At 68.3% G+C, this 19,000-nt stretch carries 18 protein-coding genes; 14 read left to right on the forward strand and 4 right to left on the reverse strand.

Going from position 1 to position 19,000, the window contains the following annotated elements:
- Positions 1–98: 98 nt before the first annotated feature.
- Positions 99–1,658 (reverse strand): serine hydrolase, encoded by a 1,560-nt coding sequence (locus ON21_RS12565; RefSeq protein ID WP_051020727.1) that lies wholly within the window; start codon positions 1,656–1,658, stop codon positions 99–101.
- A gap of 179 nt (positions 1,659–1,837) precedes the next feature.
- Entirely contained in the window at positions 1,838–3,559 is a 1,722-nt protein-coding gene (locus ON21_RS12570; protein ID WP_039798016.1) for a GMC oxidoreductase, read from the reverse strand.
- A 186-nt stretch (positions 3,560–3,745) separates the two neighbouring features.
- On the opposite strand from ON21_RS12570, the gene ON21_RS12575 reads away from it, so the two are divergent.
- The gene (locus tag ON21_RS12575; RefSeq protein WP_039798017.1) at positions 3,746–4,444 is read left to right on the forward strand and encodes a TetR/AcrR family transcriptional regulator; all 699 of its coding nucleotides are present in this window, start codon (positions 3,746–3,748) and stop codon (positions 4,442–4,444) included.
- 52 nt (positions 4,445–4,496) lie between these two features.
- Positions 4,497–5,483, forward strand: a complete 987-nt coding sequence (locus ON21_RS12580) for an NAD(P)H-dependent flavin oxidoreductase (protein ID WP_051020728.1) — start codon at positions 4,497–4,499, stop codon at positions 5,481–5,483.
- A gap of 5 nt (positions 5,484–5,488) precedes the next feature.
- Here ON21_RS12580 and ON21_RS12585 read toward each other — a convergent pair whose 3' ends face one another.
- A complete protein-coding gene (locus ON21_RS12585; protein ID WP_039798018.1) occupies positions 5,489–5,683 on the reverse strand; it encodes a hypothetical protein in 195 nt (64 codons plus the stop codon).
- Positions 5,684–5,717: 34 nt separating this feature from the next.
- Complete coding sequence (locus ON21_RS12590; protein ID WP_039798019.1) at positions 5,718–7,037, reverse strand: family 1 glycosylhydrolase; 1,320 nt, start codon at positions 7,035–7,037, stop codon at positions 5,718–5,720.
- Positions 7,038–7,397: 360 nt separating this feature from the next.
- Between ON21_RS12590 and ON21_RS12595 the strand changes: the two genes are divergently transcribed.
- The 12 genes from ON21_RS12595 to ON21_RS12650 all read left to right on the forward strand — a co-directional run bounded on the left by ON21_RS12595 (position 7,398) and on the right by ON21_RS12650 (position 18,984).
- Positions 7,398–7,877 (forward strand): nitroreductase family deazaflavin-dependent oxidoreductase, encoded by a 480-nt coding sequence (locus tag ON21_RS12595; protein WP_039798020.1) that lies wholly within the window; start codon positions 7,398–7,400, stop codon positions 7,875–7,877.
- 62 nt (positions 7,878–7,939) lie between these two features.
- Positions 7,940–10,234 carry a molybdopterin-dependent oxidoreductase gene (locus tag ON21_RS12600; protein WP_039798021.1) on the forward strand — a complete coding sequence of 765 codons (2,295 nt, stop codon included), beginning with the start codon at positions 7,940–7,942 and terminating at the stop codon, positions 10,232–10,234.
- A 95-nt stretch (positions 10,235–10,329) separates the two neighbouring features.
- Positions 10,330–11,340 carry a LysR family transcriptional regulator gene (locus tag ON21_RS12605; protein ID WP_063821058.1) on the forward strand — a complete coding sequence of 337 codons (1,011 nt, stop codon included), beginning with the start codon at positions 10,330–10,332 and terminating at the stop codon, positions 11,338–11,340.
- Positions 11,337–11,999 (forward strand): transcriptional repressor LexA, encoded by a 663-nt coding sequence (lexA, locus tag ON21_RS12610; RefSeq protein ID WP_039798022.1) that lies wholly within the window; start codon positions 11,337–11,339, stop codon positions 11,997–11,999. The genes ON21_RS12605 and lexA overlap by 4 nt, the downstream gene beginning before the upstream one ends.
- Before the next feature lie 52 nt (positions 12,000–12,051).
- A complete protein-coding gene (locus ON21_RS12615) occupies positions 12,052–12,939 on the forward strand; it encodes a Sir2 family NAD-dependent protein deacetylase (protein ID WP_051020729.1) in 888 nt (295 codons plus the stop codon).
- Between the two features lie 246 nt (positions 12,940–13,185).
- On the forward strand, positions 13,186–13,389 hold the full coding sequence (locus ON21_RS12620; protein WP_039798023.1) for a hypothetical protein: 204 nt from the start codon (positions 13,186–13,188) through the stop codon (positions 13,387–13,389).
- A 243-nt stretch (positions 13,390–13,632) separates the two neighbouring features.
- Positions 13,633–14,475: an ABC transporter permease gene (locus tag ON21_RS12625; protein WP_039798024.1), complete on the forward strand. Its 843-nt coding sequence runs from the start codon at positions 13,633–13,635 to the stop codon at positions 14,473–14,475.
- The gene (locus ON21_RS12630; protein WP_039798025.1) at positions 14,476–15,204 is read left to right on the forward strand and encodes an ABC transporter ATP-binding protein; all 729 of its coding nucleotides are present in this window, start codon (positions 14,476–14,478) and stop codon (positions 15,202–15,204) included.
- Complete coding sequence (locus tag ON21_RS12635; RefSeq protein WP_039798026.1) at positions 15,201–16,790, forward strand: FAD-dependent oxidoreductase; 1,590 nt, start codon at positions 15,201–15,203, stop codon at positions 16,788–16,790. Before ON21_RS12630 ends, ON21_RS12635 begins: the two co-directional genes overlap by 4 nt.
- Complete coding sequence (locus ON21_RS12640) at positions 16,790–17,131, forward strand: 4Fe-4S dicluster domain-containing protein (RefSeq protein WP_039798053.1); 342 nt, start codon at positions 16,790–16,792, stop codon at positions 17,129–17,131. The genes ON21_RS12635 and ON21_RS12640 overlap by 1 nt, the downstream gene beginning before the upstream one ends.
- 16 nt (positions 17,132–17,147) lie before the next feature.
- Positions 17,148–18,140 carry an ABC transporter substrate-binding protein gene (locus ON21_RS12645; RefSeq protein ID WP_039798027.1) on the forward strand — a complete coding sequence of 331 codons (993 nt, stop codon included), beginning with the start codon at positions 17,148–17,150 and terminating at the stop codon, positions 18,138–18,140.
- 73 nt (positions 18,141–18,213) lie between these two features.
- The gene (locus tag ON21_RS12650) at positions 18,214–18,984 is read left to right on the forward strand and encodes a 2-phosphosulfolactate phosphatase (RefSeq protein WP_051020730.1); all 771 of its coding nucleotides are present in this window, start codon (positions 18,214–18,216) and stop codon (positions 18,982–18,984) included.
- Positions 18,985–19,000 lie beyond the last annotated feature (16 nt).

Below are 19,000 nucleotides of genomic sequence, written 5' to 3' on the forward strand. Positions count from 1 at the left end.
ACTTCCCGCAACGGTGGTCGGCAAACCCCCGGGAAACGATGGACCCGGTTGCGACCTCTGCGCAGGCGCCCGCGATCGAGGTCGGTGTGGCAGTACCGTCACCGTCGGGTGAACACGCCGAGATGTTCGGTGTCGTAGTACTCGAGGGTGAGTTTGTCGCCGTCGAAGGTGGCCTGGGAGATCGATCCGTGATTGGCGTTCTCGCCGGAAGGCGTGAAGACGAAAGTGTCGCCGTTCCAGTGCCGCAAGGGGAAGGTCATGTTGTTCGGGCCAAGGGTGAGCGTCAGGAGTTGATCGGTGGCGCTGATCGTCGCAGGTCCGTAGTAGGCATTGTCGTAGGTACCCGCGTACGCCGCAGGCGGTCGCGCGGGAGCCGGGTCGGCCGGCGGCTGTTTGCCCGCCAGCGCCCCTGTCGGCGCGCCGAGCGGCTGGAACGCCGTTCGGTAGAGACTGCGCCAGTCCTGCTGGACCTTCCCGAACTGGACCAGGTCGGCGAACTCCGCGTTCAGTGTCTCCGGCACGCCGATCGGCGCGGCGTTGGTGAGCGTCACGATGCCCACGTCGGCGGAGGGGATCAGGGTGAAGGCGGTGGCCGCGCCGAGACCGAACGCTCCCGAGTGGCCGAGCACGACGCGGCCCGCGGCGGAATCGCTCACGTTGAAGCCGAATCCGTAGAACCCGGCCCGAGCGTCCGGCGTTTTCGGTGGCGCCGAGACCGCCTGTGGGGAGATGGCCGGCAGCAGATCCTCCGCCGGCACCAGCACCGATCCGCCCACGGACCCGTCCGCGAGCACCATCGTCATCCATTTGGCCATGTCGGCCACCGAGGAGCTGACCCCTCCAGCCGGTGACTGCGCGTCCGGTTGACGCTGTGGGTTCGCCGGCTCGTACTTCCCGTCGATCAGCACGTGCCCCTCCGCCCGGTTCGCGCGGGACACGAAGTCGGCGTAGCGGGAACTGGTCGATTTCATGCCGAGTGGACCGTAGATCGTCCGCTGGGACAACGTCTCCCAGTCGGTCCCCGCCGCGGCGGCCACGGCGTCGGCGGCGGCGGTCAGCCCGAAATTGGTGTACTCGTAGGAAGTGCGGAAGGGGCCCAGCGGCAACAGCCGAAGCCGGTCGAGAATCTGGCCGCGGTCGTAGCCGAGGTCCTCCAGCAGGTCGCCGGCGTGATCGGGCAGCCCGGAGCGGTGCGCGTACAGGTCGCCGATCGTGGCATGCTCGGTGACGTAGGGATCGGCGAGGGCGAACGACGGCAGCAGCCGATGGACCGGAGTGTCCCATTCGACGCCACCCGCGGCGATCCGGCGGGCGACGACCGTCGCCCCGACCGGCTTGGACAGTGACGCCAGCTGGAAGACCGTATCCGGGTCGACCTTCTCCTTGGTGACGATGTTGCGAACGCCGAATCCCTTGCTGTACACGACCTTTCCGCCGTGTACCACGGCAATCGCCATGCCGGGAACGCCGGAGGAGGCGAACAGGTCATCCGCGAGGCCGTCCAGCTCGCCCACGGCATCATCGATCCGACCGTCCGGTATCGGCACACCGGCGATCCGGTTGGGCACCACCGCGGAACTGGACGGCGCTCCCACCTGCGTGGAGTCCGCTTCGTCGCCGCCGCATCCCGTTGTCGCGAGCAGGAGGGCCGTCGCCATCGCCGTAGGTCCGAGTAACGCGCGCCGCAGTGTGCTCACGGATCGCCTCCTGGCTGTCGCAGCGACAAAAGACCAGATAAAGGCTAGTTGAGGCGGGGTTGCTGCGCGGCCGGTTCGGGTTTTCGCGGCGGCGGGTCACGAGCGCACCCGCCGCCGTCTGATCAAATCCGGCGGCGGGGTTATCCGGCGGCGGGTGTCTCCCGGATCTCCACGCTCGGAAGGACCAGCGCCGCAGGCGAATTCGCTGGAACCGCCGGATGCGCCGGTGCGATGGGGGCGATGCGCCGGTATCCCGTGCCCACCGGTGGACGGGTGTCCACCTCACCCTTGTTCGGCCAGTACGCCGCCGCCCGCTCGGCCTGCGCGGTAATGGTCAGGGAGGGGTTGACGCCCAGGTTCGCCGAGACCGCCGCGCCATCGACCACGCTGAGCGTGGGGTAGCCGTACACGCGGTGGTAGGCGTCGATCACGCCGTGCTCGGCGTCGGCGCCGATCACCGCGCCGCCCAGGAAATGGGCCGTCAGCGGGATGTTGAAGATCTCGCCCCAGCTGCCGCCCGCGATGCCGCCGATCTTCTCCGCGACCCGTCTGGTGACGTCGTTGCCCACCGGGATCCAGGTCGGATTGGGTTCGCCGTGGCCCTGCTTGCTGGTCAGCTTGCGGCCGAAGAGGCCGCGTTTGGTGTAGGTGGTGATCGAATTGTCCAGGTGCTGCATGACCAGCGAGATGATGGTCCGTTCGCTCCAATTCTTCGTGCTCAGGAAGCTGAGCAGGTTCATCGGGTGCCGCAGCACCATGCCGAGGAAGCGCAGCCAGCGCGGGATCCGGCCACCGCCGTCCACCATGAGCGTCTGGAGCAGGCCCATGGAGTTCGAGCCCTTGCCGTAGCGGACCGGCTCGATGTGCGTGTCTGGGGTGGGATGGATGGACGAGGTGATCGCCACGCCTTTGGTGAAGTCGGTGCCGGGTCGCACCTTCTTCGTCGCGGCGCCGACGATCGACTCCGAGTTGGTGCGGGTGAGCACGCCGAGGCGATCGGACAGGTCCGGCAGCACGCCCTTGTCCCGCATGGCGAACAGCAGCTTCTGGGTGCCGCGGGTGCCCGCCGCGAGCACGACGTGCGCGGCGGTGAGCGTCCGGGGCTGCTTGCGAATCCAGGCGCCGGTACGGGCGGTGGACACGTCCCAGGTGCCGTCCGGGTGCGGACGCAGCTCGGTGACCGTCGTCATCGGGATGACTTCGGCGCCCGCCTGCTCGGCCAGATAGAGGTAGTTCTTCACGAGTGTGTTCTTCGCGCCGTACTTGCAGCCCACCATGCAGTCGCCGCACTCGACGCACCCGGTGCGCTCCGGCCCGACGCCGCCGAAATACGGGTCCGGCACGGTCTTGCCCGGTTCGCCGAAGAACACACCGACCGGCGTCTGCACGAACGTGTCGCCGACGCCCATGTCGTCGGCGACGGCCTTGAAGACCTCGTCGGCGGGCGTCATGTGCGGATTGCGTACCACGCCGAGCATTTGCTGCGCCCGTTCGTAGTACGGGGTGAGCTCGTCGCGCCAGTCGGTGATGTCACGCCACTGCGGATCGCGGAAGAACGGCTCCGGCGGCACGTACAAGGTGTTCGCGTAATTCAGTGAACCGCCTCCCACGCCCGCGCCGCCGAGGATGAGGACGTTGCGCAGCGGATGGATGCGCTGGATTCCGTAGCAGCCGAGCGCGGGCGCCCAGAGGAACTTCTTCAGCTCCCAGCTGGTCTTGGGCAGTTCGTCGTCGGCGAAGCGCTGGCCCGCCTCCAGTACGCCGACCTTGTAACCCTTCTCCACCAGCCGAAGCGCGGTGACGCTGCCGCCGAACCCGGAACCGACGATCAGCACGTCGAAATCCGTCGTCCGCTGGTCCATGTGGAACTCCTCGATCGTGTCGCCAGTGACTCGGCTAACACTACTCCCGGGTAAGTAACGGTTCGCAAGTCGGCTGGAAGCGGCCGATCGCTCCGGTAATCGAGTTCCCCGGCGGTTGCCCGCCCCGTTTCAGAGCGATGCTCTCAATAGTTGACAACGCTCTCTGAAACGCGCATCGTTTCTGGTGTGCCGACGACACCTCGCGCCCGCGCCAGGGCCCAGACCATGAACGACATCGTCCGGATCGGGCGCGAACACCTGGCGACGGAGGGCGCCGCCGCCCTGTCGCTGCGCGCGGTCGCCCGTGACCTCGGCGTGGTCTCCTCGGCCGTCTACCGGTATGTCCGCAGTCGCGACGAGCTGCTCACCCTGCTCGTCGTGGACGGTTACAACGCCCTCGGCGACGCGGTCGACGAGGCGCTGGCCGAGGGCGGAGACGATCCGATCGAAGGGCTGCGGGTGCTCGGGCGCACGGTGCGGAGTTGGGCGCTGGCCGAACCCGCCCGCTACGGATTGCTCTTCGGCACGCCGGTTCCCGGCTACGACGCACCCGCCACCGAGACCACCGCACCGGGTACTCGCGTGATCGCCGCACTGCTGACCCTGTTCGCTCGCGCCCATAGCGCCGGACGACTCGCCGCGCCCGGCACCGAGCCGCGGATATCCGCCCCTCTGGCGGGCAGCTTCGCGCTGATCCGGAACGGGTTCCAGCTCGAGGTGCCCGACTGGCTGGTCGTCCGCGGCGTGACGTTCTGGGTGGGCCTGTTCGGGGCGGTGAGCGCGGACGTCTTCGACATGTACGGCACCGACACCTTCGCCGACCGCGACGAGTTGTTCGAACTCCAGCTCGACGGACTGCTGGACATGCTCGGTCACCGCGGGTGATTCGCCGCCGGGACGGGGCAGCCTGTCACCGCTCGTCGCACGGTGTGCTGCGATGGAACTCGTGACGACGCCCGGCGAACAGTTTCCCGCACACGACGCGATCTCATGGGCGCACCGGATGGGTGCGCGCATGCCACTGGTGAACGCGCCGATGGGCGGGGTGGCAGGCGGACGGCTCGCCGCGGCGGTGACCGCGGCCGGTGGCCTCGGCATGATCGGGATGGGCAGTGCCGGATCGGTCCGGGCGCTGGAGCGAGAATTGCCGCACGTCCGCGGCATCGACGGCCCGTTCGGCATCGGTCTGGTCGATTGGGTGGTCGCCAAGGAGCCGCGACTGCTGGAAGTCGCGATCGAGGCCCGTCCCGCACTCATCTCGGTGAGCTTCGGGGAGGACCTCGACTGGGCCGCCCGCGTCGCGGACGCGGGGATCGTCCCGGCCACCCAGATCTACAGCGGCGAGGAGGCGCGGCGTGCGCAAGGGGCCGGTGTCGGGGTCCTCGTGGCTCGCGGCGTGGAGGGTGGTGGGCACGGCGCCGTGAACGCGTCACTGCTGCCGCTGCTGGCGGAAGTACTGGACGCCGCGTCGGTCCCGGTGCTCGCGGCGGGCGGCATCGGCGCACCGCGAGACCTCGCCGCCGTGCTGCGGGCCGGGGCCTGCGGCGCATGGCTCGGCACCTGCCTGGCGGCCTGCTCGGAATCGCTCCTGTCGGATGCGGGCCGCCGCGCTCTGATCGATGCGCGCGGCGACGATACGGTGCTCAGCCGGGCATACGACGTCGGAATGGGATTGCCATGGCCCGCACGGTTTCCCGCGCGGGTGCTGCGCACCGGATTCACCGACCGGTGGACCGGACGAGAGGAAGAACTCGCCGTGGATGCGGCGGCCAAGCGCGCGCTCACCACGGCGCTCGCCGCTGACGATCCGGCCGTCACGCCGATCGACGCGGGGGAGGGCGTCGGCCTGGTCACGTCCGTGGAACCTGCCGCGCGAGTGCTGGAGCGGCTGTGGACTGGGGCGACCGGATCTGTGGCCAGCTGAGCGGTTCACTCCTCGCTGCTGGTTCGCTCACCGAGATAGCGCATCAGCGCGGGATCGGAAGAGACCAGCCGGTCGACCTCCTCACCGCCCGTGCACTGGTAGAGGGCGACGGTGACCGAATCGGCTCGGCGTCCGGCGACCCGCCAAATTCCGCCCGAATCGGTCCAGCGCCGCAGGATTGCGATGGGGTCGTCGGTCATCGTCCACCTCCAGTCGATGGTGTACCTCGTGGTGTCATCGGGGCACGGTGACCGGGTCGGAGCAGCTGGCGGGCACGTCGACGAAGGAACAATCCTTCGGCGCACGGGTCGGCCGGTAATCGGGCGCGACGCCGCCGGCTCGGGTGATGTCCGTGTACGCCGACACCGCGTCCGTCGGCTCGCGCGTCAGCGCCGGGTCGGTCAGGACATCGACGGTGTACAAGCCGAAGCGCGGTGTATAGGAACCCCACTCGTAGTTGTCGGTGAGGCTCCAATAGTTGTAGCCGATCAGGTTCATGCCGTCGGCCTTGGCGCGCTGGAGCCAGTAGACGGTGTCGCGGAGCGAGTCGGCGCGGCTGTATCCGTCCGCGCGGGGCAGGCCGTTCTCGGTGGGCATCCCGTTCTCGACGATGTAGAGCGGCTTGCCAGGGAACTGACGCGCATAGTGTTGCAGCGCGTAATAGATGCCTTCCGGCTGCAGCGGGTTCTTCCACAGCTCCGTGAAACTCGATGCGGCGGTGAGGCTGTCGGGGGAGAGGCCGTAGTAGTAGTCGATGCCTATGTAGTCGAGTTCGGTGCCGATCCTGTCCACCAGCGGCTTGTTCACCACGTCCTCGCCACCCGGGATGTAGGCGACATTGCTGGTCACCATGGCGCCCGGCTGAACCCGGTGGATGTAGTCGTAGATGCTGTCGTGCGCCTGGGCGATCCGGTCCTGCATCGCAGGCGCGGCGGTGGGCGGCAATCCGCCGTGACGCAGTTCGTTCACCAAGTAGAAGGTCGGCTCGTTGAACGTGACCCACAAGGGCTGGTACGGCGCATAGCGATCGACGACCGCGCGTGCGTTGGCCAGCCAGTCCTCGACGATGCCCGGGTTGTTCCAGCCCCCGCGGTCGACCGCCCAGCCCGGGTAGACCCAGTGGTCGATGGTGATCATGGGGCGCATCCCCGCGGCCGTGATCGCGGCGACCACATCGTCGTAGAACTTCAGCCCTTCGGGGTCCCACTTGCCCGGCTGGGGCTGGAGGCGGGCCCACTCGACGCCGATGCGATACACCTTCACGCCCAGAGCGGCGGCGAGGGCGATGTCCGAGCGGTAGCGCGTGTAGAAGTCGATCGAATCACGATATGGATCAGTCGTTTTCCCGGAAGCGACGTAGCGGGACCAGTTGCTGTCCGGGGCGTGGCCTTCCGATTGATATCCCGACGAGGCGACGCCCCACAGGAAATCGGGGCCCATCGGTGTGACCACAGCGGGTGGCGCGGGACGGGCGGCTGCCGGAGCAGCGCCTCCGAGCAGTACCGCGGCGACGGCCGCCAAGGCGACCGAGACGTGGCGGCGGGATGAACGCATCGAACTCCTGTTCCGAGATAGGGGTGGCCCACGTGGACCTCCGGCACGCGGACCGGGGCGGGGAGGACGGCACGGGGGACAGGGTAACTGGTCACTTGTCCGTTTTCTCGAAGTCGGGGAGGGCGGTTCTCCGAGAACCTGCGCTGGACGCAGCTCGTAAGCGAGATGTCACAACGGGTTTCAAGGCAAATTTTATGTTGTTACGTAGATATGCGCATCTAAATATGTATTCCAATCGGACTTCAAGCCCCAACTTGCAGCCCCAACAGAACAGAGCAAAGAAGCCGAGGGGCTGTGAGATGTCCCTCGACCCAGGACCGCGTGACCTGCTCGGAAGCGAGAGCGTGTCAGGATTCCTCTATGGCGAATCCGTTGCCGCGAGTAGCTCGACGGCTCGCCCAGCAGCGCTGGGCGATGCGGTCGGCGCCGGTCGTGCTACGACTCGAACGCTTGATCCGCCGGATGAGCGGCGGGCGAAAGGGTGTACTGGATGTGGCGGGGCTGCCGTCCATCGAAGTCACTGTGCCGGGCCGGAAGACGGGGATCCCGCGGACTACCTCGTTGCTGTACGTTCCGCACGGCGCGGACTTCCTCGTCCTCGGCTCGAATTGGGGAAGTCCGCAACATCCGGCATGGTCGGCGAATCTGCGTGCCGCGCAGACTGCCTCGGTCCGGCACAAAGGCGAGCGATTCTTGGTCGCCGTGCGTGAGATCAGCGGCGTGGAGCGCAAGCCCGTGTGGGATCTGGCGGTCGAGTTCTGGCCCGGCTACGCCATGGAGTACGAGCTCTCCGGCGGGCGAGAGTTCCGTATCTTCGAACTGCGCCGCATATCCCGCTGAGGCAGCGTGGATCGCGAGACGAGCGGCGCTCCGGTGTCGGTGGGGCCGGTTACGGTAGGGCGGTGACCACGCATCTGACCCACTGGGGCGCGTTCGAGGCGGACAGCGACGGTGAACGGCTCACAGAGGTCCGGCCGTGGCGTGGTGACCCGGAGCCGATGCCGCTGATCGGCAACGTCGCTTCGGCGCAGCATCACCCCACTCGTATCGCTCGGCCGTATGTCCGGCAGGGTTGGCTGGACAACGGACCGGGGCCGGGTCCGCGCGGTTCGGAAGCTTTCGTTCCGGTGTCGTGGGAGCGGGCGTTGGACCTGCTGGCCGGCGAGCTCGGCCGGGTCTACGGGCGGTACGGGGCGGAGGCGGTCTACGGCGGTTCGTACGGCTGGGCCAGCGCGGGGCGCTTCCATCACGCGCAGAGCCAATTGCACCGCTTCCTCAACTGTCTGGGCGGCTATGTCCGGCACGTGAACAGTTACAGCCTGGGGACTTCGACGGTTTTCCTGCCGTACGTCATCGGTGGCATCGGCTGGTTGACACAACAGGCGACAGCGAAGGCGGTGCTGGCCGAGCACTCCGAACTCGTGGTGGCTTTCGGTGGTCTGTCGCCGAAGAACTCGGCAGTGTCACCGGGTGGCGTCTCCCGGCACAACGCGCGGGGCTGGATCTCCGCGGCACGGGCCCGGGGCTGCCGATTCGTGTCGATCAGTCCGTTGCGCGACGACACCCCGCCGGAGAGCGAGGCCGAATGGATCGCGCCGCTGCCGGGTACCGATGTGGCGATGATGCTCGCGCTGGCTCAGGTGCTGGACGCGGAAGGCCTGGCGGACAAGGAGTTTCTGCGCCGCTACACAGTCGGTTACGACCGGTTCGCTGCGTATCTCCGAGGCGCGGTGGACGGAGTGGTGAAGGATCCGGACTGGGCCGCGGCGATCACCGGCGTGCGGGCCGAGCGTATCCGGATGCTGGCGCACGAGATGGCCGCGGCTCGGACTCTGGTGACGGTGAGTTGGTCGCTGCAGCGGGCGCGACATGGTGAGCAGCCGCTGTGGGCGGGTGTGGTGCTCGCGGCGATGCTGGGGCAGATCGGACTGCCCGGGGGTGGGTTCGGGCATGGTTACGGATCGGCCGCGGGCGTCGGGGAGCCGGCGCGTGGGCCGGTGCCGCGACTTCCGCAGGGGCGCAACGGTATCGATTCCTTCATTCCGGTCGCGCGGATCGCGGACATGCTGCTGAACCCGGGCGCGCCGTATCGGTACAACGGTCAGGAACTGGTGTATCCGACTGTGCGATTGGTGTATTGGTGTGGCGGCAACCCGTTCCATCACCACCAGGACCTGGCTCGGTTGCGGGCGGCGTTCGAACGTACGGACACGGTCGTGGTGCACGATGCGTTCTGGACGGCTACCGCGCGGCATGCCGACATCGTGCTGCCGTCGACGATGTCCATCGAGCGCGACGACTACGGCGCCGGGGAAGGTGACCGGTCGTTCTTTCCGATGCCGGCACTGACCCGTCCGGCTGCCGAGGCGCGCGATGATTATCGGATCTTCGCCGAGACGGCCGATCGGCTCGGGGTCGGCAAGGAGTTCACCGAAGGACGCTCGGTCGGCGAATGGCTGCGGCATCTGTACGAGCGGTGGCGAACCGAGCAGTCTGGTGCGGGATACGAATTCCCGGATTTCGACACGTTCTGGTCCGGCGAAGCGCTCGAGCTTCCGGTGCCGGACCCACGGCAAGTGCTGGCCGCCGACTTTCGCGCCGACCCGGACCGTCACCCGCTCAGCACGCCCAGCGGGAAGATCGAGATCTTCTCGGCGACCATCGACGGCTTCGGGTACGCCGATTGTCCGCCGCATCCGGTGTGGCTGGAGCCGGAGGAGTGGCTCGGCGGCCCGGCGGCGGAGCGGTTTCCCTTGCAGTTGGTGGCGAATCAGCCGCGGACGAAGTTGCACAGTCAGCTCGACGTGGGCGCCTACAGCCGGTCGGTGAAGATTTCCGGGCGGGAACCGATCCGGATGCATCCGGCGGACGCCGAGGCTCGTGGCCTGCGTGCCGGTGGCATCGTGCGAGTGTTCAACGAGCGGGGTAGTTGTCTGGCCGGGCTGGTGGTCGATGACGGGGTGCGGACCGGTGTCGTGCAGTTGTCCACCGGTGCGTGGTACGACCCCGACCCGGCGGATCCGACGTTCTGCCGCCACGGTAATCCGAACGTGCTCGTCGCCGATCGCCCGTCCTCCACGCTCAGCCAGGGGTGCGCCGGGCAGCTCACGCTGGTGGAGGTAGAGCGCTATGTCGGCCCGCTCACGGACGTGGATGTGATCCGCCCACCGGAGACGATGGGCGCGAGTGCGTTCTGAGATCGCGGAGGATGGCGGAGGCTGCTGGTGCGCTGCACAGGACGGGTGGCGGTGGTGGCGATGAGTTCGGCGGTGTCGACGATGGATGGTTGTCGATGGAGGTCATGGTGGAGCTGGATCTCGCGGCGTTGCGCGCGTTCGTCGCGGTAGTTGAGGAGGAGCAGTTCGGTCACGCCGCCGTTGTGCTCGGCATCAGCCAGCAGGCGGTGTCCAAGCGCATCGCGAAACTGGAATCGCAGCTGGGTGTGGAGCTTTTCGACCGTGGACGCGGCGGCAGTGCGCCGACCGCCGCTGGTATGCGGCTGTTGCCGCACGCGCGGTCGCTGCTCGTGGGTGCCGAGGCGGCGGTGCGGGCCGTGCGGGAACAGGTGCGGCCGTTGCGGGTCGCGGTGTTGGGCAAGCGGATGGCCGCGACCGAGTTGATGGAGTTCTATCTCGCGCGTCATCCGCGCTGCGACACCGAGGTCGTGCTGTCGAACATGATCACGACCTCACGGGAGGCGCTGCGCAGTGGTCTCGTCGATGCGGCCTTGGCCCGCGCGCACGGCGGCCCGGTGGAGCTGTCCGGCGACATCGTTGCTGCACCCGCCTATCTGGAACCGCTGTATCTGCTCGTGGGTAAGGACCACCCGTTCGCGGGCCGGTCGACGATCGCGTTGCGGGAGATCGCGGGGCATCCGGTGTGGGTGCCCGGTGCGGCCGTGCCGTCGGAGTGGGCCGATTTCTATCGAGAACTCAGTGCGTTCAGCGGGATTCCGGTCGACACCAGCGGGCCGCTGGAGGGTATGGCGGGGATCGTCGAACGCATCGCGGATTCGTCGACGCTGGCGACCTTCAGCGGTGACAGTGGGCAGACGCCGTGGCATCCGAACGTGCGGCGGCTGATGATCGTCGATCCCACGCCGGCCTATCCGTTGGCGCTGTTGTGGTCGGCGGGCAACCGGCATCCGGGTCTGCGGCATCTGGTCGAGCACGTCGCGGGGAATTACAACCGGGACACCGCCGCAGTCTGCTGGGTTCCCGAACCCGATCGGGCGCTGTTCGGCGTGCCCGGCGCGCTGGCCGATCCGTCGTGTCGGCCCGTGCCTCTACTATTCCCCGGGTGACCGGATACGACCCGCTCGACGCGTTCGAGCATCTCGACACCTCGACGTTGCCGCCGCGCCAGCAGCGGATTCTCGCCACGATTCGGGACTGGGTGCTGCGGTACGGGTATCCGCCGAATACGCGCGAGATCGGTGACGCGGTGGGTCTGCGGTCGGCGTCGTCGGTGTCGAAGCATCTGAAGAGCCTGGAGGAGCGTGGTTTTCTGCGCCGCAGCCGGACGGTGTCGCGTCCGATCGACGTGCGGATGTTCCTGCAGGCTCCGGTGCGGCGGGAGACGGCGGAGGATTCGGTGACGGTGCCGGTGGTCGGCGATATCGCCGCGGGCGCTCCGATTCTCGCCGAGGAGCACGCGGACGACACGATGACGCTGCCGCGGGAGCTCGTCGGGCGGGGCACGGTGTTCGGGTTGCGGGTGCGTGGTGATTCGATGATCGATGCGGCCATCTGTGACGGCGACATTGTGGTGGTGCGCAAGCAGCACGAGGCGCACTCCGGGGAGATCGTGGCGGCGATGATCGACGGGGAAGCGACGGTGAAGGTGTACCGGCGGCGTAACGGTCACGTGTACCTGGAGCCGCGCAATCCGGCCTACGAGGTGATCGACGGTGACGAAGCCGTGGTGCTCGGCAAGGTCGTGTCGGTGATGCGGCGGGTCTGACCTCGGCGAACCCGGTGTCGTCGCCGCGGCGTCCCGCCGTACCCTGAACGGCATGTCGGAATTGACGCGGACGCCTCCCGGCGCCGGATTCGAGCGGCTGGTGCGCTTGCTCGATGGGCGCCGGGTCGTCGCGTTGACCGGTGCCGGGATCTCGACCGACAGCGGGATCCCGGACTACCGTGGTCCGTCCTCGCCGCCGCGCAACCCGATGACCTTTCAGCAGTTCGTCGGCGATCCGGTGTTCCGGCAGCGGTACTGGGCGCGTAATCACGTCGGCTGGCGGCGGATGGACGGGTCGCGTCCCAATCCCGGGCATCGAGCGCTGGCGCGGCTGGAGCGCATGGGCGTGGTGACCGGGCTGATCACCCAGAACGTGGACCTGCTGCACACGAAGGCGGGGCATCGGCGGGTGATCGACCTGCACGGCACCTACGCGCGGGTGCGCTGTTTGCGCTGCGGGTTCCTGATTTCCCGGATGTCGCTGGCCGACCGGCTGGAGGCGGTCAATCCCGGCTTCGCGGAGGCTGCGACCACCGATGGGCTCGAGGTGGCACCCGACGCCGACGCGGTGGTGGCCGACACCGGTGGCTTCCGGATGGTGGACTGCGCGGACTGTGGCGGCATGCTCAAGCCGGACATCGTGTATTTCGGGGAGAACGTGCCCAAGGAGCGGGTGGCCGCGGCCTACGAGCTCGTCGACGCCGCGGATGCGCTGCTGGTGGCCGGGTCGTCGCTGACCGTGATGTCGGGTCTGCGTTTCGTGCGTCACGCGGCCAAGCGCGGTCGTGCTGTCGTCATTGTCAATCGCGGCCGCACGCGTGGCGACGAGCTGGCCGCGCTGACGCTGGACGCGGGGTGTTCGGCGGTGCTGCCCGCGCTCGCCGATCGCCTGGAGGGGACGCGCATTCCTGCCACGGCTGAATCAGCCTGGCCTGCATAGTGCCGATCGGCTCGCCCGGTCAACACGCGGACAACGGCGTTTCACCCTGTGTGGTTTCGGGCCTGAGCCCGGTCGACGCTGGGTCCGCGTCGTTTCTACGGCAACCGCGGTGCAGCGCAGTAACGGTCACCTGTTCTGTGGTTGTCGACCGAGGGGACGTTTCCCGCGGCGTGGCGGTGCTATTCCGGGAAGGGCTGAACAAGTGCCCTGCTAGGGGTTTCGAGTAGACAGTTCGAGGAGGATCTCGTGGCCGAGAAGAGCTATCGTTCCGCCGACACCGGTGAATATGTGAGCGAGGAGACCGCGGCGGAGAACCCGAAGACGACCCTCGGCGAGGACGAGCCGCACGACGGTGACAACCGGCGTGACCGCTCGGCGATCACCGGGCACTTCGTCAAGCCCGACACCAGCCGCCGCCACCCCGACACCACCGTCACCGAGAACGGGTGACACCGGACGTCGTGACAGGGGTGCGGCCGGACGCGCGTAGCGCCGATTCGCTCACCCCGGCGAAGTTCTGGCCGTGAGGTCGGTCCCGCCCGCTCAGGGTCGCATCGCGCCTGATGGAGGCCGGTGCGGTAGGAGTGGGCGTATCCCGCACCGGTTCAGGATCGCGTTGATCGCAATCGTTCTGTGAACCGTCTGCACACCTTACTGTTCCGGACAGTACTTCTCGTGTGAGGACCGTGTCAGATGACGTTGCAGTTGGATCCGACCACATCTGCGCCACCTTCCGCCCCGGCCGAGGCGGCCACCGAAAGCCCGGTGTCGTTCACTCGCAGGCTGATCGGCCTGGCCCGGGCCTCGTCCGGGTTGATTCTGGCGGTGATCGTCTGGCAGCTGGGCGCCCGGTCCTGGCTCGGCGCGACCACTCCGGCGCCGACCGAGGTGCTCGAGGCCGGGTGGGAGCTGATCGAGTCCGGTGAGCTGTGGCAGCATCTGGCCGCCTCCGGGCGTCGGGTGGCGGTCGGGTTGGCGATCGGCATCGGCATCGGTCTGGTGTGCGGGGTGGCGGCCGGGTTGTTCCGCGTCGCCGAGGACCTGGTGAACGGCCCGCTGCAGGCGTTGCGGATGTTGCCGACGCTGGCGCTGGTACCGGTGTTCATCATCTGGTTCGGTATCGGTGATTCGTTCAAGATCGCGTTGATCATCGTCGCGCCGATCTTCCCGATCTATCTGAACGTGCTGGCCGGGATCCGGGGTGTGGACCGGCGGCTGGTGGAGGCGGCGGAGTCGCTGGGCCTCAACCGGTTCGAGTTGACCACGAAGATCATCCTGCCCGGCGCGTTGCCGCAGATCTTGGTCGGTTTGCGCCAGGCACTCGGCATCGGCTGGCTCACCTTGGTGGTCGCGGAGATGCAGACCACGCCGGTCGGTCTCGGGTTCCTGATGAACGACGCCAAGGAGTTCCTGCGGACCGATCAGATCTTCCTGGTCCTGGTGATCTACGCGGTGCTCGGGCTGCTCACCGATCTGTTCGTGCGCGTGCTGGAACACCGGTTGCTGGCCTGGCGCACCGGATACGAGGGGAAGTAGATGACCGCCACCATCGAGACCGGTGTTCGCATTCGCGGGGCGGTGCGTGCCTTCGGCGGCCGCACGGTACTGCGCGGGGTCGACCTGGATATCGCGCCGGGGGAATTCGTTGCTCTGCTCGGGGCCAGCGGATCCGGTAAGAGTACGCTGCTGCGCGGAATCGGCGGGTTGGACCGTGGCTTCAGTGGGTCGTTCGACGTGCCTGCTTCCAAGGCGATCGTGTTTCAGGAACACCGGCTGATTCCGTGGATCAGCGTGTGGCGCAATGTCGTTCTCGGCGTCGACAGGGCAGGCAGGGCGCTGGCGCTGACGGCGCTGGAGGAAGTGGGGCTCACCGCGAAGGCGGATGCGTGGCCCGCGACGCTGTCCGGCGGGGAAGCGCAGCGGGTGGCGCTGGCCAGGGCGCTTGTCCGCAATCCGGAACTGTTGCTGCTGGACGAGCCGTTCGGCGCCCTCGACGCGCTGACCCGGTTGAAAGTGCAGGCTCTGGTGGCTCGCCTGTGGACGCTGCACCGGCAGTCGGTGCTGCTGGTGACCCACGATGTGGAAGAGGCACTGCTGCTGGCCGACCGGGCGCTCGTGCTGCGCGACGGCCGCATCGCCGAATCCTTCGACATCACCGTCGCCCGCCCCCGGTCGGTGGTCGACCCCGAATTCTCCGCACTCCGCCGCCGATTGCTGCTCGCACTCGGCGTGAATCCCGAGGCACCGACAGGAGCAGACGCATGAGTGAACCGTTGCAGATCAGTACGGACGTCTTGGTGATCGGCGGCGGGCCCGCTGCCTGCTGGGCGGCGATCCATGCCCGTGAAGCCGGCGCCGAGGTGACGCTGGTGGACAAGGGCTACTGCGGGACCAGCGGCGCCACCGCTCCGTCCGGCACCGGCGTGTGGTACGTGGCGCCGGAGGCCACCGCGCGGGCGAACGCCAAGGCCAGCCGGGAAGCGCTGGGCGGGCATCTGGCCGACCACTACTGGATGGACCGTGTGCTCGATCAGACCTACGCGAATATGAATCGGCTCGCGGTGGAGGGACGGTATCCGTTCCCCGTGGATTCCGGCACCGGTGAGCAGATCCGCACCGGGGTGCAGGGCCCGGAGTACATGCGCCGGATGCGGGCGTGGGTGAAACGTGCCGGGGTGCGTATCCTCGACCATTCGCCGGCGCTGGAGCTGCTGGTCGACGACGACGGCGTGGTGCGCGGCGCGGCGGGCTACCAGCGCCAGGCCGACCGGGACTACCGCATCGTGGCCGGTGCGGTGGTGCTGGCGACCGGCGGTTGTGCGTTCCTGTCCCGGGCGCTGGGCACCAACGTCGACACCGGTGACGGCGCGTTGATGGCGGCCGAGGTGGGCGCTCGGTTCTCGGGCATGGAATTTTCCAACGCTTACGCGATCGTGCCGAAGGGATCGACGATCACCAAGACCGCCTACTACGGTTACGCGACCTTCTTCCACGAGGATGGGCGGGTGCTCGAGGGCGCGGGCTCGACCAAGGGCCGTTCGGTGATCGCGCGGACGCTGTTGCACGAGAAGGTGTTCGCGCAGCTCGATCGTGCCGACGCGGTGGTGCAGGCGCAGATGCGGCTGGGACAGCCCAACTTCTTCCTGCAGTTCGATCGGCGCGGTATCGACCCGTTCACCGACCGGTTCGAGGTGGATCTGCTCGCCGAGGGCACCGTCCGCGGCACCGGTGGCATCGATGTCGTCGACGACGACTGCGCCACCACGGTTCCGGGTTTGTACGCGGCGGGTGACGCGGCGACGAGGGAACGGATCTGCGGCGGTTTCACCGGTGGGGGCAGCCACAATTCGGCGTGGGCGATGTCGTCGGGCAGTTGGGCAGGCCGCGGCGCGGCGCTGTTCGCGTTGCGGGCCGGCCGGGCCGGGAGTGCCGATGTGCGTGGCGCCGGGCGCACGGGGTTGCGGCCGGAGCATGCCGAGTCGGTCCGAGCGGCGGATGTGGTGGAAGCCGTGCAGCAAGAGGTGATCCCGTTCGAGAAGAACTACTTGCGCCATGGTGACCGGATCGGGCCTGCGCTGGAGCGGCTGGACAGCGTGTGGGAGGACGCCACCCGGGGCCTGGGCGGCGGAACCGGAGACGAGCGGGTGCGGGCCCGGCAGGCCGCGGCCATGACTGCGGTGGGACGGCTGATGTACCGTTCGACGCTGGCGCGCACGGAGACGCGCGGGATGAGCAAACGGGCCGACCATCCGGATCTGGATCCGAAGCAGCACCACCACATCCTGTCCGGCGGGCTCGACGAGGTGTGGACGGCGACGTCCGCGGCGACCACCACCCTGGCGGTGGCGTGATGATCGAGATCCTGCGCGCGGGTGACTGCATCGCCTGCGACAAATGCGTCGACGTGTGCCCCACGAATGTCTTCGACCGTACCGACGGCGGAATCCCGGTCATCGCACGGCAATCCGATTGCCAGACCTGTTTCATGTGCGAGGCCTACTGCCCCACGGACGCGCTGTACGTCGACCCGGAGGCGACGCCGCTGGCCGATCACGACACCGTGAGCGGCGAGCACATCGGCCGCTACCGCAAGGAGATCGGCTGGGGCCGCGGCCGCAAACCCGGCAGTCTCGTCGCGGTGGGGCCGCGTCTGCCGCACGGCACTCCGCCGCCGCGGTTGTCGGAACTCTGAAGAACGAAAGCGAATCATGCGCAAACTTCGGCTGATCGTGCCCGCTGTCGTGTCCGCCCTGCTGCTGGCTCTCACCGGCTGCGGGTCGGACGACGCGGGCTCGGCGACCCGCGCCGAGATCAAGATCCTTCGCATCGGCACCATCGGCACCGGCAACGTGCTGACCGGACCGGTCGGCTTCGCCCATCAGCGCGGGGCGCTGCTGCCCGCGCTGAAGCCGCTGGGGGTGGACGCCATCGAGGTCTACAGCTTCCCCAACGGCCCGGATTTGAATCAGGCGCTGGTCGGCGGCCGCCTCGACGTCGCGACCTACGGTGACACGCCCGCCTTGGTCGCGCGCGGCAGCGGGTTGAAGACGCGGTTGCTCGCCATCGCGGCGGTGAACTACAACGCGGGTGTGGTGGCCAAGGATCCGGCGATCCGGACCTTGAAGGATCTGGCGGGCAAGAAGGTCGGCGTACAGTCCGGTTCCTATATCGACCGCTATCTGCAGGGAGCGCTGAAGGCCGAGGGGATCCAGGCGCAGTTGGTGCATCTGCTGGCGACCGACGCGGAGGCGCCGCTCAACGGCGGGGACATCGCGGCGGTCGCGTTGCCGGATGTGAACCCGTCGTCGTTCTTCCACGCGTTCCTGGCCAAGGGCTTCCACCAGGTCGACTCCATTCACGACAACCACCCCGAGCTGGCGGGGACCAGTTCCTCGGTCAGCAGCCAGGACTTCCTCGACAGCCACCCCCAATTCGGTAGAGCGTGGCAGTCGGTGATCGTCGAGGCCAACCGGTATGCCAAAGAGCATTGGGACGACTACGTGAACTACGAGGTGTCCCAGTCCAAATCGCCGGAAGCGGTGGTGCGTGCCACCGCACGCGAAAGCTACATCCCCGACGAGATCTTCGCGCCGCTGGGCATCCAGTTGCTGACGGGAACCAAGCAGTTCCTGGTGGACCAGAAGAAGATCCGGGAGGATTTCGGTTTGGAGAAGTGGTTCTACCGGCCCGAGCAGAGCTAGCCCGGCAGGCGCTTCGACGCCCCGGTGGTCCGGTGGTGCCGGATCGCCGGGACCAACCATCGGGAGGGAGTTCATGGCGGAGATCGCCGAGTGGGCGCGGCAGCGGTCGTGGGGTGTGCGGCTGGAGTGGGGTGTGATGGGCGCGGCGGCGCTGGCGTCGGAGTGCGCGTGTGTGGTGGTGGTCGACGTTCTGTCGTTCACGACGTCGGTGTCGGTCGCGGTGGAAGCGGGGACGCGGGTGCTGCCCTACCCGTGGCGGGACGGCGCTGCCGCGGAGTTCGCCGCGCGGCACGGCGCGGAGTTGGCGGTGGGTCGGCGAGCGGTGTCGGAGCGGCAGCCGTGGTCGTTGTCTCCGGCGGCGTTGCGGCGCGCGCCGGTCGCCGAGCGGCTCGTGCTGCCCTCGCCCAACGGTTCTGCCATCTCCGCGGCGGTCAGTGGTGTGCCGGTGGTAGCCGCGTGCTTGCGTAACGCGGGTGCGGTCGCTGCTTGGATCGCCGGGCGGGGATGGGGAAACGCGCGGCAGCCGGTCGCTGTGATCGCGGCCGGTGAGCACTGGCCGGGCCGTGACGAACTGCGGCCCGCCGTGGAGGACTGGCTCGGTGCGGGGGCGGTCGCCGCGGCACTGGCGCGCTGTGGAGCGGGGCCGCTGTCTCCGGAAGCGTATGCGGCCGCAGCGGCGCACGACGGGATCGCCGACGTCGCGGCGCTGATCCGGGATTGTGCTTCCGGCCGGGAGCTGTCCGAGGGCGGGTTCGCGCAGGATGTCGCGGTGGCCACCGAACTCGGATGCAGCGCGGTGGTGCCGGTGCTGATCGACGGATCGTTCGTCGACGCGGCACGGTAACGGTGAAGCGTGGCGG

The organism is Nocardia araoensis NBRC 100135 (assembly GCF_000308435.1).
GTDB classification, from domain to species: Bacteria; Actinomycetota; Actinomycetes; order Mycobacteriales; family Mycobacteriaceae; genus Nocardia; species Nocardia araoensis.

Bases quoted from the DNA above. Each gene is read 5' to 3' on its own strand.
- ON21_RS12565 (WP_051020727.1), bottom strand. From the start codon at position 1,658: ATGGCGACGGCCCTCCTGCTCGCGACAACGGGATGCGGCGGCGACGAA.
- ON21_RS12570 (WP_039798016.1), bottom strand. From the start codon at position 3,559: ATGGACCAGCGGACGACGGATTTCGACGTGCTGATCGTCGGTTCCGGG.
- ON21_RS12580 (WP_051020728.1), top strand. From the start codon at position 4,497: ATGGAACTCGTGACGACGCCCGGCGAACAGTTTCCCGCACACGACGCG.
- ON21_RS12585 (WP_039798018.1), bottom strand. From the start codon at position 5,683: ATGACCGACGACCCCATCGCAATCCTGCGGCGCTGGACCGATTCGGGC.
- ON21_RS12590 (WP_039798019.1), bottom strand. From the start codon at position 7,037: ATGCGTTCATCCCGCCGCCACGTCTCGGTCGCCTTGGCGGCCGTCGCC.
- ON21_RS12595 (WP_039798020.1), top strand. From the start codon at position 7,398: ATGGCGAATCCGTTGCCGCGAGTAGCTCGACGGCTCGCCCAGCAGCGC.
- ON21_RS12605 (WP_063821058.1), top strand. From the start codon at position 10,330: ATGGAGGTCATGGTGGAGCTGGATCTCGCGGCGTTGCGCGCGTTCGTC.
- ON21_RS12615 (WP_051020729.1), top strand. From the start codon at position 12,052: ATGTCGGAATTGACGCGGACGCCTCCCGGCGCCGGATTCGAGCGGCTG.
- ON21_RS12625 (WP_039798024.1), top strand. From the start codon at position 13,633: ATGACGTTGCAGTTGGATCCGACCACATCTGCGCCACCTTCCGCCCCG.
- ON21_RS12630 (WP_039798025.1), top strand. From the start codon at position 14,476: ATGACCGCCACCATCGAGACCGGTGTTCGCATTCGCGGGGCGGTGCGT.
- ON21_RS12635 (WP_039798026.1), top strand. From the start codon at position 15,201: ATGAGTGAACCGTTGCAGATCAGTACGGACGTCTTGGTGATCGGCGGC.
- ON21_RS12640 (WP_039798053.1), top strand. From the start codon at position 16,790: ATGATCGAGATCCTGCGCGCGGGTGACTGCATCGCCTGCGACAAATGC.
- ON21_RS12645 (WP_039798027.1), top strand. From the start codon at position 17,148: ATGCGCAAACTTCGGCTGATCGTGCCCGCTGTCGTGTCCGCCCTGCTG.
- ON21_RS12650 (WP_051020730.1), top strand. From the start codon at position 18,214: ATGGCGGAGATCGCCGAGTGGGCGCGGCAGCGGTCGTGGGGTGTGCGG.